The 16,804-nt window shown below is 66.7% G+C and carries 14 protein-coding genes and 2 pseudogenes; 7 read left to right on the top strand and 9 right to left on the bottom strand.

Annotation, left to right across the window (positions count from 1 at the left end; all coding sequences use genetic code 11):
* Positions 1-200: 200 nt before the first annotated feature.
* A pseudogene (locus SK854_RS05870) lies at positions 201-781 on the top strand (IS256 family transposase); the annotation flags it as partial.
* A gap of 319 nt (positions 782-1,100) precedes the next feature.
* Positions 1,101-2,069: a hypothetical protein gene (locus SK854_RS05865; RefSeq protein ID WP_319973951.1), complete on the top strand. Its 969-nt coding sequence runs from the start codon at positions 1,101-1,103 to the stop codon at positions 2,067-2,069.
* A gap of 71 nt (positions 2,070-2,140) precedes the next feature.
* Here SK854_RS05865 and SK854_RS05860 read toward each other — a convergent pair whose 3' ends face one another.
* The 5 genes from SK854_RS05860 to SK854_RS05840 form a co-directional block, all read right to left on the bottom strand.
* A complete protein-coding gene (locus tag SK854_RS05860) occupies positions 2,141-2,278 on the bottom strand; it encodes a hypothetical protein (RefSeq protein ID WP_319973950.1) in 138 nt (45 codons plus the stop codon).
* A gap of 9 nt (positions 2,279-2,287) precedes the next feature.
* Positions 2,288-2,671 carry a hypothetical protein gene (locus SK854_RS05855; RefSeq protein WP_319973949.1) on the bottom strand — a complete coding sequence of 128 codons (384 nt, stop codon included), beginning with the start codon at positions 2,669-2,671 and terminating at the stop codon, positions 2,288-2,290.
* 347 nt (positions 2,672-3,018) lie between these two features.
* Positions 3,019-3,816 carry a heavy metal-binding domain-containing protein gene (locus SK854_RS05850; protein WP_319973948.1) on the bottom strand — a complete coding sequence of 266 codons (798 nt, stop codon included), beginning with the start codon at positions 3,814-3,816 and terminating at the stop codon, positions 3,019-3,021.
* A gap of 173 nt (positions 3,817-3,989) precedes the next feature.
* Positions 3,990-4,784 (bottom strand): YbjQ family protein, encoded by a 795-nt coding sequence (locus SK854_RS05845; protein ID WP_319973947.1) that lies wholly within the window; start codon positions 4,782-4,784, stop codon positions 3,990-3,992.
* Positions 4,781-5,203, bottom strand: a complete 423-nt coding sequence (locus SK854_RS05840) for a hypothetical protein (RefSeq protein WP_319973946.1) — start codon at positions 5,201-5,203, stop codon at positions 4,781-4,783. The genes SK854_RS05845 and SK854_RS05840 overlap by 4 nt, the downstream gene beginning before the upstream one ends.
* 668 nt (positions 5,204-5,871) lie before the next feature.
* Between SK854_RS05840 and SK854_RS05835 the strand changes: the two genes are divergently transcribed.
* Entirely contained in the window at positions 5,872-7,668 is a 1,797-nt protein-coding gene (locus SK854_RS05835) for an AAA family ATPase (protein ID WP_319973945.1), read from the top strand.
* Here the strand turns inward: SK854_RS05835 and SK854_RS05830 are convergent.
* Positions 7,669-8,169: pseudogene (locus SK854_RS05830) on the bottom strand (short-chain fatty acyl-CoA regulator family protein); the annotation flags it as partial.
* Here SK854_RS05830 and SK854_RS05825 point away from each other — a divergent pair.
* Together SK854_RS05825 and SK854_RS05820 are read left to right on the top strand one after the other, a co-directional pair.
* Complete coding sequence (locus tag SK854_RS05825) at positions 8,056-8,403, top strand: integrase core domain-containing protein (RefSeq protein ID WP_319974881.1); 348 nt, start codon at positions 8,056-8,058, stop codon at positions 8,401-8,403. The pseudogene SK854_RS05830 and the gene SK854_RS05825 sit on opposite strands and share 114 nt — an antisense overlap.
* Positions 8,404-8,432: 29 nt before the next feature.
* Positions 8,433-9,179 (top strand): glycoside hydrolase family 9 protein, encoded by a 747-nt coding sequence (locus SK854_RS05820; protein WP_319973944.1) that lies wholly within the window; start codon positions 8,433-8,435, stop codon positions 9,177-9,179.
* Here SK854_RS05820 and SK854_RS05815 read toward each other — a convergent pair.
* Both SK854_RS05815 and SK854_RS05810 read right to left on the bottom strand, forming a co-directional pair.
* Entirely contained in the window at positions 9,176-11,437 is a 2,262-nt protein-coding gene (locus SK854_RS05815) for a hypothetical protein (protein ID WP_319973943.1), read from the bottom strand. The two genes, SK854_RS05820 and SK854_RS05815, sit on opposite strands and share 4 nt — an antisense overlap.
* 184 nt (positions 11,438-11,621) lie before the next feature.
* Positions 11,622-12,671, bottom strand: a complete 1,050-nt coding sequence (locus SK854_RS05810; protein ID WP_319973942.1) for a LacI family DNA-binding transcriptional regulator — start codon at positions 12,669-12,671, stop codon at positions 11,622-11,624.
* Between the two features lie 229 nt (positions 12,672-12,900).
* Here SK854_RS05810 and SK854_RS05805 point away from each other — a divergent pair, with 229 nt between their 5' ends.
* Positions 12,901-14,922, top strand: coding sequence for an MGH1-like glycoside hydrolase domain-containing protein (locus SK854_RS05805; RefSeq protein ID WP_319973941.1), 2,022 nt, complete (start codon positions 12,901-12,903; stop codon positions 14,920-14,922).
* A 25-nt stretch (positions 14,923-14,947) separates the two neighbouring features.
* On the opposite strand, the gene SK854_RS05800 is transcribed toward SK854_RS05805, so the two are convergent.
* On the bottom strand, positions 14,948-15,145 hold the full coding sequence (locus tag SK854_RS05800) for a hypothetical protein (protein ID WP_319973940.1): 198 nt from the start codon (positions 15,143-15,145) through the stop codon (positions 14,948-14,950).
* Between the two features lie 492 nt (positions 15,146-15,637).
* Between SK854_RS05800 and SK854_RS05795 the strand changes: the two genes are divergently transcribed.
* Positions 15,638-16,786, top strand: a complete 1,149-nt coding sequence (locus tag SK854_RS05795) for an amidohydrolase family protein (RefSeq protein ID WP_319973939.1) — start codon at positions 15,638-15,640, stop codon at positions 16,784-16,786.
* Positions 16,787-16,804 lie beyond the last annotated feature (18 nt).

Genomic DNA, 16,804 nt, shown 5'->3' with positions numbered 1-16,804 from the left:
GTCCTGGTCGCTGCGCCGGCTCACCGGCTCACCGGCTCACCGGCGAGCAGCGCACGGTGTTCGCGCTGCTGGCCATCGCCCCGGCCCCGACACCACCCTGCCCGCCGCGACCGCCCTCACAGGCCTGCCCGGTGGCCGCGACCGCAAGGTGCTATCGGCGCTGGAGGAGGCGTCCCTGCCCGAACGGCGGCCGCACGGCCGTCGCGAACCGGCCGATCTACGTCGCTCTCGCGGTCACCTGCAAGGGGTCGCCGTGACATCCTCGGGTTGTGGGCCGGCGACGGCGGCGAGGGCGCCAAATACTGGCTGCATGTACTCACCGAGCTCAAGAACCGTGGTGTGGCCGACGTGCTCATGGTGGTCTGTGTCGGGCTGACCGGTCTGCCCGACACAGACCACCGTCTGGCCGCAGACGATCACCCAGACTTGCGTGGTTCACTTGCTGCGCAACAGTTTCCGCTACGCAGGCCGTCAGGACTGGGACGCGATCGCCAAGGTCCTCAAACCGATCTGCACCGCGCCAACCGAGGCCGCCTCCCGCGAGCGGTTCACCGAGTTCACCGAGACCTGGGGCGCCCGGTATCCGGCGATCGTGCGGTTGTGGCACAACGCCTGGGCCGAGTTCGTACCGTTCCTCGCGTTCGATCCGGAGATCCGGTGGGTGATCTGCTCGACCAACGCGATCGAGAGCGTCAACGCCCGCATCCGCCGCGCAGTCAAGGCACGAGGGCACTTCCCGAACGAGCAGGCCGCACTCAAGTGCGTCTACATGGCGCGTCGCCTGCCGGTCCTGCCGCGGAAGCAACGGGCTCACTTCTACTTTCGCGGGATCGGTCGGTCCGGCCGACAGGCCTCTTTCACAAGGCGTGGTCGGCACTCGTGTGGAGTGCGCCAACCGGGCGACTCGCGTCCGGTTCTCGCTTTGGCAGGGGCGTGCGTACCTAAGCTGCAGTCTCGCCGATGACACCGGAGTCGCGTTCATGCCCGGACCTGAGGAACCTCAGTCGCATAACACTGTTGACGGGACCGTCCACGGCTTAGTCGTGCAGTCTGGGGCGATCCGGGATGTTCATGTGCACTCGTCGCCCTCACCGCCTCCGTTGACGCACCCGCCGCACTCCACCGGCCCGCGTGACGGTTGGCTGATTCTCGTCGGTGTACTTGGCTTCATCAGCGTTCCGCTGTGGCCGCTGATGTATTTCGGCAGCGCAAGAGGTGCTCAGAGGATCTATCCGAGTCCGGTGTGGCTGGCGAGCGACTCGGCGATGCTGTCCGGCCTCACCAAAGTCGGCGAAGTCGTATCGCTCTCGACTCCGGCGGAACTGGTTCCGTTGCTGCTCGCAGTGCCATGCGTCGTCATTGCGATGTCACTGGCGTACGGAGTCCTGCTGATGACCAAATCCCAGGCACGCCTTGGTGCAACGGACCTGGCCGGCATGACGGCGTGGTGGGGTATCGCGGCTTACAGCGCAACATCCCTCGCGGTTACTGCCGAAGGACCGGACGCCTTTAAGGAACCAACACTGGTGTTAATCCCTTGGGTTCTGCCCGGACTGGTCAGTATCATCGCTCTTGCCAGGGTGATTCGCCATGAGTGGGCTGGGTTGTCACTACTTGGGCAGCGCGCGGTTTTCACCGCGCTCGCGGTGCCGTGCGGGTTGGTATTGTTGGTTATCAACCTGCGGGTCATCTCTCTGGAGCCAGTCGGAGTGATTGTCCACGTGGCGGTGTATATAGGTGTTCCCGTGCTGGCCACGCTCCTGCGCGGCCGGAGAGCCGCCTGTCGGCTGCTCGCGAGCTGGGCGCTGGCGGCTGCGGCGAAGCTCGTCTGCGACAGCATGGTGCTCGAACACCTCAGCGCCTACGGTTACATCTCGCGGTCTGCTTCCGGTGTAACCGAAGTATCGATGTCGATCGACACGTTGGTGGTGCCGGGCTTTGTCGCTAGCGTAACCGCGGTCGTGCTCGCAGTTGTACTCAACATCCGACTTCACGGGGAGACCGCGTCGGCAGAAGCGGGTCGATCGGGCAGGCGGGTTGGCGACGGCGCGCATGATCGGTATCTCTGACCATTGCTGCTACAACAGGTGCAGCGCAGCTGCGAACACCAACTCCGGCGGCCGGGGCGGCAGCGCCAAGCTCACCGCACGAGCGGCAGTCCGTCCACATTGGCCTCGCGCAGCTCCGGCGCAACGTCTGGGTCGAACAGCCATCCCTGGCAGTAGCCCGCCAGCAGCCGGACGTTGACGAGTTCAATCGGTGGTGGCTTTGACCACACCTCGTACCTTCAGCCGCGAGCCTCGACAGCACGCCGGTTGGACCGGAGTCGGTGAGCAGTAGGTAGTCCGGCACGTGTCGCTGGCGCCGGCCGCCGATCCTCCGTCTCCAGGAGGAACGGCTGCGCGACGATGCCGCGCACTGATCGGTCGAAGTTCGCGAAAAGCAGCCGGGCCAACTCCAACCGCGACTCGTACAGGACGAGGCCGTTCTCGGTCGCGGACCAAAAGCTGCCGGAGTAGTGGCGTTGCCCTTTGTAGGAAAGGAAAGTGCGCCACGGCGCAGCTGTCCGCAAGGTCTGCACGTCGATGTCCAGCCAGCTGACCACCAGCTCCGAGACGCGGTCAGGAAGCCGAACATGGACAGACACCGGAAGGGGCTTCGACGCGACCATCAGGGAGCTCCCGCGCAGGTGAGCCGTTAGACGCCTTCCTGTGGGGTGCCAGAACTCCGCATACGCGCTGAGCTTCGGTGATCGAGCGCTGTTGTCCTCGCGGGGCGAGGAAGGCGATCGCGGAGTGCGCGCCCGCCAAGCTCGGGCTGTTTCCGATCGGCGCTGCTCCTACATCCGCGAGTGGGTGGACAGGGCTGGGACCCGTTGGGGATGGGGGTGAAGGTGTGGTCCTCCATCGCCACGTTCGCGATCTTGGGCACGGTGCAGTCCGTGTTGGTGTGCATTGCGGTCGAGCTTTCGAGGAACCGTGATTCGTCTCCCCGAGGCGTATCCACCGACGACCTCGGTCAGGAGTCCAGGCCGAGCACGAGCTGCGGGGTCGGGATCGTGTGGTCGTCGCGGATCGGCCGCACCGCTGTCCCCAACGCGAAGAACTCCGTGACGTGGCCGGACCAGCTGTGGTTGTGCTGCAACAACTGCACGCCGACGATACCTTCCGCCTTCAGCGCCGCGGCCTCCGCCTGCATTCGCTCCATGGCGAGTTCCCTTGCCGTGTAAAGGCCTTGGGTGAACGCGGGCAGCTCCGCGTTGCGGCCCAGATTCTTCACGACTGCGCCGAGGTTCTGATGTGCGACGTGGTAGACGCACGTGCCCATCACCATGCCGGACGGTGCATATCCGGCCTGCAGCAACGTCCAGAAGTCCTGCCCGGACAGGTCCGAGGTGAACGGCTTTCCCGCGTGGTTGCGCCAGTTCCCGCCGTCCTCCGCCTTCACCGCGGTGCCGATCGCGCTGAACTCGGCGACGTGCGTTCCCCACTCCTTGAGCTCGACCTTGAGCCGCACGCCGACGATGCCGTCCGCACCGAGAACCTCCGCCTCGGCCTGCATGCGGGTCATCGCGAGCTCTCGTGCGCGGTACATCGCCTGCGAGAGCACGTCGAGCTCCTGGTTGGCGTACCAGCGCCGGAACTGCGTGCCGACGTGGTAGATCGACACGCCGAGCACCAGACCGAGCGGCCGGAAACCCGCCTGCCGCACGAGCAGGAACTCGTTGACGGACAGGTCGGAGGTGAAGATCCCCTTGCCGTCCGGGTGGAGCTGGCGGAGTCTCTTCATCGCCTCGGTGGACAGCTCGACGCTCATCCGGTTCCCCCTTCGTGCATCGGCATGATGGTCAACGGCTGCCGCGAGGCCAGCCGGAACTGCGCGATCGTGGTGCCGTGCTCACGTCCCGTGGCCGGCGGTCGCCGAGCGCGAGCCGCGGAACACCGAGGTGCCGCTCGCCTGGCCAAGCCGGACGAAGCCGACCGACCTGATCATCGCGCACTCACCGGCACGATCGTCAACGGGGCGACGACCGGCGTGCCGAACCGCACGATCGCGGTCGCCGTGAACACCGCCTCCGCGTAGAGATCACGTCCGTGCAACTCCCTCTCACCCTGCGCCGGAGGTGACCACGGCAGCTCCAGTCTCCACGTGTTGTCCTTCTGGCCCAGCCTGTTCATCCAGCAATGCGGTTCACGCATCCGCACGGTCGCCTGCCCCAGCACCAAGCCTGCGCCGTACAGCCGTTTGCAGTCGAGGCGCAGGTGTGCTCGCGCACGTTGTTGGACATCCCGTACGACTGCGCTGTGCTGCAGCAGCTCCCGGTTGGCCAGCGACGTCCCGATCGCGAACGGCTGTTCGACGTGGTGCGCGACGACCGCGGCGATCCCGAGTGCGAGACCACAGGGAACCCATCCGCTGTGCACCAACTTGGCGAAGTCGCGGCCATCGAGGTCCGTCAGGAACGGCACCTGCGGCCGCACGTCGCCGTCCGCACGCACGGCGACACCGGTCACGCTCACCTCCGTGGCACGGCCGACCGGTTGCTTCTCGGTCACCTTGATACCGATGACGCCGTCCGCGTGCAGCGACTTGCGCTTCAGCTGGCCGAGCGCGTCGTCCACCGCGGAAGTGAGCACTTCTTCCTGCGGCTGCGCGGGACTCACGGTCGCGCCGCAGTCCAGGCGACCGACCACTGCGCGACGGACGTGGTTGCCGAAAACCGGGCCGAGCGGGGTGAAACCGGCGGACCGCAACGCCTGGTGGTCCGCCGCACTCAGCTTCACGACAGGTCCGGCAACGTGATGCGGCGCAACAGCTCCGCGGCCTTGGCGTGATGCGCGGCGTACGACGCCAACGCGTCCGCGAGCTCACGGGACCATGTGTCGATCCTGACCTCCGAGGTGCTCAGCACGATGCCGCGCGATTCGTGGACGATCTGCGCGCCCACCTCGGAACCGACCGACTTCCTGCGCAACGTGAACCGGCGGTCGCCCACCCGCACGGTCACGGCGAGCACCGGGCCGTCACCCCGGCGCAGCACACCGGTCTTTCGCCGTACCTCGACCATGTCCGGCGGCAGGGCGCCGGCCAACGTGTTCACCAGGAAACCCGCGTACAGCGCCAGATCCTCGCTGTACGTCCGCAAGCTCGCGGCGAGCGTCTCCACATCCCAGTCCGGCAACCTGCCCCCAGTGCGGATCAATGTTCCCGAAGCATAATCGGTCGCCACACCAACGGATACAGCCTCTCCAGGGCAGCGGGCGATGTATTCACGACCTCTGCATCTCCTCTTGCGGGCAGCCCGGCAGCCGCAACGAGGTCTTCCTCGCCCGTTCAGACCACGCATGCTGTCCGCGGAGCGGAAGAATGGGGCGAACGCGCGCAGCGCGGTGTGGGGTGCCGGAACTCCGCACACATGCGCTGATCGGCGGTGGACGGGCTCTGTCGGTCTGACGGCATGATCGTGGGCTTGGATTGGGCTGATTGCTCATGACCCCATCAAGCCCGCGACCAGCTGCCGCCTGCGGACCAGCGACACTCTGCCGCAGTACTCGATCTCGGCACCCGCAGAGTGCTCCGCACGCGCATCCTCGGCGGACTCATCAACGAGTACGGACAAGCTGCCTGACCAGCGGCGATGACTTTTCGAGCGACACAGGTTCCAAGAACCCGTTCGCGTTCGTGGAACTGCGGGACGTGCAGGAGCTGTCGAACTTCTTCGAGCGGCGCGTGTCGGCCTACCAGGTCGGCGTGACCGGCACGGTGGCGTTCGACGAGGACTTCTGAGGCGAGGCGGGGGCGCCTGTCGGGCGGCCCCGTACGACTTCTGTGCGATGCTGTCTCGCCGACGGCATCGCACGGGAGCCACCTTTGAGTTCTGCTGAGTACAAGCCACTGTTGCCTGGCATCGGGTTCGCCGGGTACCGGTCGTTCACGACGTGGCAGCAGTTCTTGTTCCCCACCAAGGTGACTGTGCTGGCGGGGGTCAACAACTGCGGCAAGTCGAACGTGCTGCGGTTCCTGCAGCGAATTCTGCCCAGCCTGCCTTCCTCCCTGCCTCTCCATGTCGGCCACGTGTCGATAGCCGAGGCGATTACGGCCGCGGAGCAGCAGCCGGGGCTCCACCTGGATGATCTTGACCTTCCCCGTGGGTTCACCGGGACCGCGAGGTTCGAGGTCGGGGTTCCCATGGAGGCCGGCGAGCCGGTTCATCCGAGCGGCGGGCGCTGGAAATCACACGATGACGTCCACCGGCAGACCAAGGCGTTGCTTCGCGGGGCGGACGAGAAGTACTGGTCGCGGTTCGTTCTGAACAACGGGCGACTCGTGGTGGACGGCGAGCGTGCCGGCATGGCGATGTCGCGGTGGAACGACTGGCACGGTGACAGCGGTGGTGCGCGGCCCGCTCTCGGTTACGCGCCGGCCGGTGAGAAGGCCATGCACGACGTGCTGACGTCCATCGGTGGTTTCACCTCGTTTCCCGGCGTGGTCACGATCACGAGCTCGCGCAGGGTCGAGGCGACCGAGGACCTCGAGCCCGACTGGTTGTCAGGCCGGGGCATCATCAAGGCTCTGGCGGCGCTTCAGAGCCCGACTCACGACAAGTGGGACGACTCGATCGACCGGTGGAACACGATCAACCGGTTTCTGCGGACCGTGCTCGGTGATGAAGACGTCGCTCTGCGGATTCCGTATGACTGCTCGACGATCCAGGTCGAGACGCCCCAACGCGTCCTTCCACTCGCGAACCTCGGCAGTGGTGTGGAGCAGGTGATCGTTCTGGCTGCCGCAGCCACTGTCACCAGCGGTTCCCTCGTCTGCATCGAGGAACCGGAGACGAACCTTCACCCGCTGCTCCAGAAGAAGCTGGTTCGTTACCTCACGGACGAGACCGACAACCAGTACGTCATCGCGACGCACTCCTCGCATCTGCTGGACGACTCCCGGGTCACCGCTCATCACCTGCGACTCACCACGCAGGGCACGGAGGCTCGGATCGCGCTGCGTCCGCACGAACTGGTCGACATCTGCCACGACCTGGGCTACCGGCCATCCGATCTGCTACAGGCGAACTGCGTCATCTGGGTCGAGGGGCCGAGTGACCGGACCTACGTTCGCAGGTGGCTGGAGTTGATCGACCCGGAGTTGGAGGAGGGCATCGACTACGCGGTGATGTTCTACGGAGGCAAGCTTCTCGCTCACCTGACGGCGAGCGAGAAGGCGTTGGCCGACTTCATCTGTCTCCGGTATCTGAACCGGGCCAGTGCTGTGGTCATCGACTCCGACATGACCAGTGCGGCGATGACGATCGGCCAGACCAAGGAGCGGATCCGGGACGAATACCTGACTGATGACCCAGCACCGGGATTCGCCTGGGTCACGGACTGCTACACCGTCGAGAACTACGTGTCCGGCGACGTCCTGAAGGTCGCGGTGGAAGAGGTCCACAGCGGCACCTGCTATGACCCGGTCGGGCAGTGGGAGAACCCGTTGCCGAAAAGTCCTGGCGGCCCGCGGTACGACAAGGTGGGCATCGCCAACGCTGTCGTACCGAGACTGCTGCCTGAACACCTGGACGTGCTCGATCTGCGGGAGCGAGTGCAGGAACTGAGGGATTTCGTGCGGGCTGCCAACGGCCACTCGATCGCACCCCAGCCCGTCGACTAGCTACTCGTGCACCGAGTACGGCGTGAACGTGCTGTGGTTCTCGTCGATCGACAGCGTCCGCCCGACCTGGGGGAAGGCCCGCTGAGCACACCCCACCCGCGGACACGTCTTGCAGCCGGGTCCGATCGTCACCGCGGCCTCGTGGTCGTCGATGTCGAGCCCGGCCGAGTACACCAGCCGTGACGCGTGCCGCAGCTCGCAACCGAGCCCGACCGCGTAGATCTTGGTCGGCGTCCCGTGCCGGTGCGGCCGGCGGGTGACGGTGCGCGCGATCCAGAAGTACCCGCGCCCGTCCGGCATCACGGCGATCTGCCGCAGCACACGCCCAGGCGAGCTGAACGCCTCGTAGATGTTCCACAGTGGACACGTGCCGCCCGTGCGGGAGAAGTGGAACCCCGTGGCGGACTGGCGTTTCGACATGTTGCCTGCCCGGTCGATCCGGATGAACGAGAACGGCACTCCACGCCGTTGCAGCGTCCGAACTGCTACGCCGAACGTTTCGTCGGCACTGTCAGGCGCGAGCTCACCGACAGGCTGCTCGTCATCAACGAGCACCACCTCAAGTCAGTGCTGAACCGCTGCATGTCCCACTACAACCACCGTCGACCACGTCGAGCGCGACACCACACTCCTCCGCAACCTGATCACCCGACCGCAGAGCCCGGCTGTAGGTCTGCAAGTCGCCGGCAAGTACTCGGCGGCTTGATCAACGAGTACAAACCTGCGGCAGCCTGATAGCCAGGTCAGACCCACTGGACCGTGTTTTGGCACCCCGCAGGCGCGACGACATGGAGTTCGGCGCGACCGAGCTCGCGCTGGCGGCGCAACGGTTCGGAGACGACCGGGCAGCCGGCTGGTTCGCCGAGGCCGCCGACTGGGCCACGTCGTACCTCGACGGCGACGGGCGGGGCTCGCTCGGCATCGCCGACGTGAGCGCGATGGCGCACGCGGATCTCGCCCCGCACCTCGACGGGGAGATCCGCGACCGCCTGGCGGAGGACCTGCGCGGTCACCTGCGCGATGCCGTCACTTTCGCCGAGAAGGACCCGTTCGGTTCCGGCGTCGCCTACTGGAGCTGGGATTCCGTGCCGAAGACGTTCGGCCTCGTGCTCACCGAGGCGTACTACCGCAGGCTCACCGGCGACCAGGAGTTCACGGCTTTCGCCGGACGTCAGCGGGGCTGGGCCTTGGGCGCCAATCCGTGGGGCAGGTCGTTCGTCATCGGAGCCGGCACCCGCTCACTGGACTGCCCGTCCCACGCGATCGCGAACCTCACCGGGCAGTCGCCGGTCGGGGCCGTGGTCAACGGCCCCAACGCGGCCGAGCAGTTCAAGGAGCTCAACACCTTCCCGACGATGCGCGCCTGCCCCTCGGACGGGTCCAACGCCCTGGCGGAGTTCGACGGCGCCGGCGCGCGGTTCCTGGACCACGCGGGCGCATGGGCCAGTGCCGAGGTGGCGATCGACTTCACCTCCACGGCCTTGCTGGCGTTCGCGCTGTCCGCGCACTAGGCGAGGCACTTCCAGCTGTACGGGTCGGAGATGGCGGTAGACCTGGAGAAGACGGCCTGCTCGTGCGGGTTCTGGCGCTGGCAGGCGTCGTCCAGGTCCATGGCCACCTGTGCGCCGGTGCCTGTTACGCAGCGCCAGTCGTGGGCGGTGGTCCCCGCGAGGACGACCCCGTTCACGGCGCCGATGGACGTGCAGTAGCCCTGCAGGTCGAGGCCGCCTTTCTCGGTGAACGCCGGCGGCTGCGCGAGGGTCACGGTGACCGAGTTCGTACCGGCCGGCAGCCGGACGATCCCCTTGGTGCTGTCGACGGTGCCCGCGCTCGCCCTGGTGATGTTCCCGAGGAACGCGGGCACCTCGAAGCTCACGCCGCCCGCGGGGGTGGCGCCGGACAGGGTGAGGGTGACGTTCGCCCCGGAGGCGGTGACCGCCGCACCCATGCGCCTGCCGCCCGCGATGGGGAAGGTGCCGACGCTCGTGGTGGCGCCGTCACGCAGCCACTGCTTCGGCAGACCGCGACCGACGATCACCGTGCCGTCGAGCTTCTCGGCGAGCAGCGAGTCCAGCAGCACCTTGGAGGCGTTGGCCTGTCCCCACATGTGCGGACTCGAGCCGCTGCCCGAGGTGCTGTGGGTGCCGGGGGACCAGTTGCTCGTTCCCACGGCCTGGATTCCTTCCCACCACGAGAAAGGAGCGCTCTGCGCGTTCTGGATGAGGTACTGGTAGCCGTAGATGCCCTCGGAGCGGTAACGGGAGGAGGCCAGTCCTGCCGACCCGTAGCCCGCGTTGTACGAGCTGCTCACCCCGGGGTAGCCGCCGAAGGTGTGCTTGGGCAGGCCGGACAGGCGGCTGAAGCCGTTGTCGTAGGTGGAGTCGATCAGGTCGATCATCGGACCGGCCGGGCTGCTGCCCCACAGCTGGCCGTCCCACGCCCAGCGTCCGAATAGGAACATCGAGGCCCAGTTGCCGTTGTTGGTCTGGCCGCAGACGTTCGCGCTGCTGTTGGGAACGTCCATGGCACAAGGCAGATAGGACAGGCCGTTGGCCGAGATCGTGGTGTTCAGCCGTGCGTTGACCGCGCGCAGAAGCGTGTCGTAGGTGCGGTCGGCCCAGGACGCCTCGGCTGTCTCGCCGAGGGTGGTGGCGATGTACCGGTAGGTGAGGAGGGCGAGCAACGCCGACTGGTTGTCGACGGTCCAGTACCCGGTGTGGTCCACCGCGATGGTGGCCTTCATGATGCCGCCGGGGCCGGTGGCGTCGGACTCGATCCTGCGGGCGGTCTGCCTGATCGTGGCGAAGTTCGCGCGGACGAACGCGGTGTCGCCGGTCTTGCGCAGGTACACGGCCCAGGGCCAGTTGTACTTCCAGGTCCCGTCCGGGTACATCCGGGTGATGTCGTTGGGGTCGTCCTGGGCGATCAACGTGGGCAGGTAGTCCTTGGCGCGGTTCAGATCGCCCGCCTCCAGCAGCTGCACCAGCATGCCGACGAGGTCGTGGTTGAAGATCGCGTCGTAGCCGTTCTCGCCGACGTTGAGGCGGTTGCCGTCCTTGACGAGGTTCGTGGTGATGTACCCGGCCCGGTAGGCGTTGGCCAGCTGCGGATCGGGCACCTGGATCTGGGCGATCTGCGCGAGTTTGTCGTCCCAGTAGGACGTCATGTGCGCGTAGTGGGCGTCGTATCCGCCGGCCGCTGTCAGTTCGGCGGCCGTGGGCCAGGCGTACCCCTGGCCGAACCGGTCGGCCGCGATGACGTAGTCGAAGTCGGTGGTCTGTCCTGGTTGGACGGTCGTCGACGGGCGGTTGAGCGGGTGGGTCCCTCCGGTCGGCGCCGGGTCCAGCACGTGCGCGACCGTGTCGTGGTTGACGACGCGGACCCGCGAGTAGATCGCGACGAAGTCCCGGTTGCCGAGCCTCACCTGGTCACCGAAGTTGGTGATGGTGACGGTGCTGTTGTCCCGCTCGAACTGCGTCGTCAGGGCGGGGTAGTAGCCCCCGGCGTTGAACCACTGGACGCGTCCGGGGTTGTTGTAGATCCCGAACCGGACCGTGGTGTTCGGTCCTGAGTGGACGTCGAAGCTCCCGTCCTTGTGCGTGAGCACGCCGTAGTAGTCGCCCTCCCAGCCGATCGAGGCGCTGTCGTGCTGCGTCACCGCGGCTCGCGCGTCGCTGGGGTGCCACACCGGGGAGCTGCCGGCCAGGACCAGGGCGGCGGTGACGATCACGGCAGGCCACCCGCGCCGCCTTCGGCTGTGCGTCTTCATGATGGGCCTTCCCTTCCGAGCGCGCCCCGGTCATGGACATCTGCCGCCGAATTTGATCGTTAAAATTGGCGTGGACCGAACCCAACCACAGGCTCGCTCAGACTGTCAACGGGGGGAGAACTCCCCGCAACGCCTGGGCTTTCGGCCCAGGCGGGGCTGCGGATCCGTCACTCCGCCGGCGTGATCAGACCCGGCGACGCGACGAACCGCGCACGACCAGTTCCGGCGCCAGCAAGGCCGCCACGGGGAGCACCGTCCCGTCGGGCGGGCACAGGGCCTCCACGATCCGCCGCCCGATCTCGGGGATCGGCTGGCGGACGCTGGACAGGTCGAGGACCTCCGCCGAAGGCGTGTCGTCGTACCCCACCAGGGCCACGTCCTCCCCGGGAGTCCGCCCGAGATCGCGAACGGCCTGCATGGCGCCCGCCGCCAGGGTGTCGGAGGCCGCGACGAGGGCGGTCGGCGCATCGGCTCGGTCCAGGAGACCACGAGCCATCCTCGCGCCGCTGATCCAGGTGTCCTCACCACGCACGTCGAGGCGGTGGCTGCCGGCCAGCAGACCGTGCCGGTCCATGGCCGTCACCCAGCCCCCGGCCCGATCGTCACCGACCCGGTGACCCTCCGGGAAACCGAGGAACCCGATCCTCTGATGTCCGCACGCGGCCAGGTGCTCGACGACGACGGCGATGCCCGCCGCGTTGTCGACGTCCACCCAGCCGGTCGCGTCGGCCGAGTCGGAGAACCGCCCGAAGCACACGAACGGCACCCCGGCGTCCAGCAGCATCGACGGCCGCGGATCGTCGGGCACCACGTTGTACAGCACGACACCCTCGGCCGCCCCGCTGCGCACCAGCCGCACGCAGGTGACCACCTCGTTCTCCACGTCGTCCACCGCGAACAACATCAGGTGCCTGCCCACCGCCTGACCGGCCTCGGCGAGCGCGTGCAGGAACCGGTCGTGCAGGTGGGCGAGCGAGTGGGAGGAGACGGGCTCGATGCGGCAGGCGATCATGCCGGCCGAGCTGGAGCGCAACGCCCGAGCGGCCCGGTTGGGCTGGAACCCCAGGTCCGCCACGGCGGACAACACGCGTTCCCTGGTCTGCGGCCGCACCTTCTCGGGGTAGTTCATCACGTTCGAGACCGTCTGCTTGGACACCCCGGCCGCCACGGCGACATCGGCGATCGTGACCGGGCCGGACCGCGGCGCGGCAGGCCTGGCAGGCGACTTCGCCACGACGGACACCCCTGACCGAGTTGAACGTTAAAAATCCGGCTGACCGGTGACATCCTAAAGTAAGCCCTGGTTGTCGCAGGTGTCGTCAGAGCAGAGTGGCCGGACCGGCGCTGTCGCCCTCTGACAGGAACGGACAGGATCCTCGCTCCCCCAGGTGCGTGAGAGCGATTCCATGGTGCACTGCCCGCTCGGCTCCGGTCGGGTCCGGTGCCGGGAAAGGTGCCAGGAAATGAGTTCCAGGCGGCGGATCGGTCGTGTCCTTCTGGCTCTCCTGACCATGTTCGGCGTGGTCACCGGCGCCTCACCGGCGACAGCGGCCACCACGCCGACACTCAGATTCGCGAACCCGTTGAGCCAGGCGCTGTACGGCAACGCCTACTCGGCCGCGCTGGACAACCTGTTGCGCATCAACACGATGGGCTACGACGCGGGCTACAACAAGAGCGGGCTGCTGGATCCGGCCGTCGGCTTCGTCCGCGCCGGTGGTGGCTACCGCCAGCCGTGGACGCGTGACGCGTCGATCAACAGCTGGAACGCGACCAGCCTGCTGTCGCCGGCTCTGGCGGAGAACACGCTGTGGGCCGTGGTGGACAAGGACTCCGCCGGCGCGTTGCGGGTGCAGCAGGACGACCAGCAGTGGGACCAGGTCATCTGGCTCACCGCCGCGTGGCACCACTTCCTGGTGACGGGCGACCAGGAGTTCCTCGGCAACGCCTACCGCACCGCCAAGAACACCCTGGCGATCCGGGAACGCGCCGGCGCGGCAGGGTTCAACGCCACGTACGGGTTGTTCACCGGCGCGTCGTTCTTCAACGACGGCATCGCCGGCTACCCGGCGCCGCCCGCCGACGCGACCGAGTCGGTCAGCACCGGGAGCATGCCGTGGCCGGGCATCACGAGCGGGATGTACCTGAGCACCAACGAGGTCTACTACGCCGCGTACGTCAACGCGGCGAACATGGCGGACCGGCTGAGTCAGGCGCAGGACGCCGCCGCCTACCGCACGAAGGCCGCCGCGCTGAAGACCGCGATCAACCGGTACTTCTGGAACGCGCAGACGGGCCTGTACAACTACCAGCTGCTCGCCAACGGGACTCCCGGCGCCTACCAGGAAGGTACCGGTCTGGCGTTCGCGATCCTCTTCGGCATCGCGAGCCCAGCGCAGGCGCAGTCGATCATCGCGCGCACCCGCACGATGACCTGGGGCCTGCCGGACACCTACCCGCACTGGGACCGCTACTCCGACGCGCAGCCCGGCCGCCACAACGCGATCGTCTGGCCGCTCGTCCAGGGACTGTGGGCCAAAGCGCTGGCGCGGCAGGGAAACCAGAACCTCTTCGCCGCCGAGACGACGCGGCTGGCGAAGCTCGCGAACAACAACAGCGGTTTCTGGGAGATCTACAACGGCAACACCGGCGTCGTCGACGGCGGCTACCAGCGACTCGGCGACACGGTGAAGTTCCACTGGGGTTCCGAACCCGACCAGACCTGGTCCGCCACGGCGTTCCTCGACATGGTCCACACAGGACTGTTCGGGCTGCGGCACACCGAGCAGGCCCTGACGTTCGCTCCGGACCTGCCGGAGGGCTGGGGAGACGTGACCCTGCAGAACCTGCGCTACCGCGACGCCGACCTCACGATCACGCTGCGCGGGGCCGGCACGACCATCAGCTCCGTCAGGGTCGACGGCCAGCCGTCACGCGCCGAGATCCCCGCGACGCTCAAGGGGGCGCACACCGTCGAGATCACGCTGACGGGAGCGACCGGCGGCGACCGGGACGGCGACGGCGCGGCCGACGCGCAGGACCGCTGCCCCGACATCGGGGGAACGGTCTCCGGCTGCCCCGCACCCGCCCGCCTGGACGCGGAGGACGCGCGCAACACCGGCGGGGTCAAGACGAACGTCAACCACACCGGCTACTCCGGCAGGGCCTTCGTCGACGGCCTGTGGGCCCAGGGCGCCGCGTCGTCGTTCACGCTGCACCGCGCGTCGGCTGGACAAGGAACCGGCGCGATCACCCTGCGGTATGCGAACGCCAACAGCGACGCGCGCACGATGACGCTGTCGGTGGACGGACGCGCCGTGCGCCAGGTGAGCTTCCCGAAGGTCTCCGACAGCTGGGACGCTTGGGGCACGGTGACTTTCGATGGTGTTCCGGTCAGCGGCCGCGACCCGGTGGTGACGTTGTCCTACGGGCAGGGCGACAACGGCTCGATCAACCTGGACTGGCTCAGCTACAGCGGAGCGTGACCGGACGTGGCTCAAGGACGTCCGGTCACGTGCCCCATGGTCCCGCCGCCGTCCGGTCCGCGAGGGCGTACTCCTCGTCCAGGCCCGCGGGCGGCTGGACCTCCGGGATCCCGATGAGCTGGGTGACCGGAGCGGTCGCACCAGAACCGTAGAAGATCACAAGGTCGACCTCCGTGCCGCCGATCGAGTCGTGGATGGGCTGCCCGGCTTCTTCCCTCTGCAACCTTGTGCATCGGCCAGGGTCCGAGCTCGGTGTGGGTGTTGGCGTACCGCTCCAGCGGCGGCGCCGCCTCCGCGCCGTTCGTTGAGAGAGGCGGGCCAGGGCTGCGTTCCTGGGGTCATTCGCCATGTCCAAAATCCACCGACCCCCGACGTGCGGTGGACCACCCTGCAAGCCCGCACCTCATGCCCGCTGGACGCGCTTTGGGTACCTCACAGGCTCGGACAACCGGCCTGAGCACCACTTTAACGTTCGTCTCAGATTCGCTCGGTACGAAGTCGGTGTCAGACAAGCGAGGTAACCCGTCGGCAGGAGGCTGGTCATGGCGGTGGACACAGCGCCGTCAGGGAAAGCGCCGCCCGGGCGATTAAGGCTCGGGGCATCCACCAGGGCTTTGGCGGCGGTGTACTCGGTCGCCGCCTGTGGGTCGCGCCCTCACAACAATGCGGTGCCGTACGGATACCACGCCACACGAACATCTGAAGAGAGACTGACATGAAGCCATTGGGACGCCGCGGCTTCCTGACCGCAGCCACGGCACTCGGCATCGGCGCCGGAATCTCCACGCACGCCATTGTCTCGGCGGTGAGCGACGACAATGCTCCGGAGCAGAACGCGGACAAGACCGCGGAAATTTACCAGCGAGACCGGGACCTGCCCTTCATTGGTGCGGAGGAGACATTTTCGACTCCCGCGTTGTTGAAGCTGAACTCCATCAATGAGGATCACATAGCGTTCCTTGAGGAAATTGGTCTTTCGGATCTGGGTCAACGCCGCATCGGCGATATGGATGCGGGGGGACTCAACGTTCAAATCCTCTCTGCTCATACGCCGTCCGTGCAGAACGTCCCCGGGCAAGAGGGCATCGACTTTGCCCATCGCCTCAACCGGCAACTTGTAGAAGGGCCGATCGCCAAATATCCGGGCCGCTTCAAGGCTTTCGCCACCTTGCCCTTGCAGAGCCCAAAGGCGGCGGCGGACGAGCTGGAACGCTCGGTCCGGGAAGACGGCTTCCTGGGCGCACTCACCAACGGACACATCACGAAGAAGTATCTCGATCATCCCGAATTCGAGCCTGTGCTGGAACGTGCCGTTGCGCTCGATGTGCCGATCTACCTGCATCCAGGCTATCCAGCTGACGACGTCTTCAAGATTTACTACAGCACCACGCGGTCTGAATACACGGAAGAGTTCCAAGACTACATCTTCAGTGGGTCTGGATATGGCTGGCACCAAGAGGTGCTGACCCAATGCATTCGTATGATCACGTACGGGGTCTTCGACAGATTCCCCACGCTGAAAATCATCATCGGCCACATGGGCGAAGGTCTTCCCTTCTACTACAAGCGGATCATCGAAGACATGGGTGAGCCGACCAAAAACTCGCTCAAGAAGCCTGTCGCGCAATACTTCCGGGACAACTTCTGGATCACAACCAGCGCATTCCCCCAGACTGAACTTCTCGATCTCCTGCTGAAGTTCGTGAGCGTGGATCGAGTGATGTTCGCAACCGACTACCCGTTCGCGGACATAAAGGCGCAGACCGACTGGTTCCGCGGAGTCGATTTGCCACGTGAAGACAAGGAAAAGATTGCGTTCCGAAATGCTGAGGAACTGTTCAAGATGAAGGTGCCCGTGAAGTGACGCGCCGGCACCAGTAGC

The organism is Lentzea sokolovensis (assembly GCF_033949975.1).
In the GTDB taxonomy this organism is placed as follows: domain Bacteria; phylum Actinomycetota; class Actinomycetes; order Mycobacteriales; family Pseudonocardiaceae; genus Lentzea; species Lentzea sokolovensis.
The sequence above is the reverse complement of the archived record's forward strand: the minus strand, read 5'-3'. Positions and strand labels throughout refer to the sequence as shown.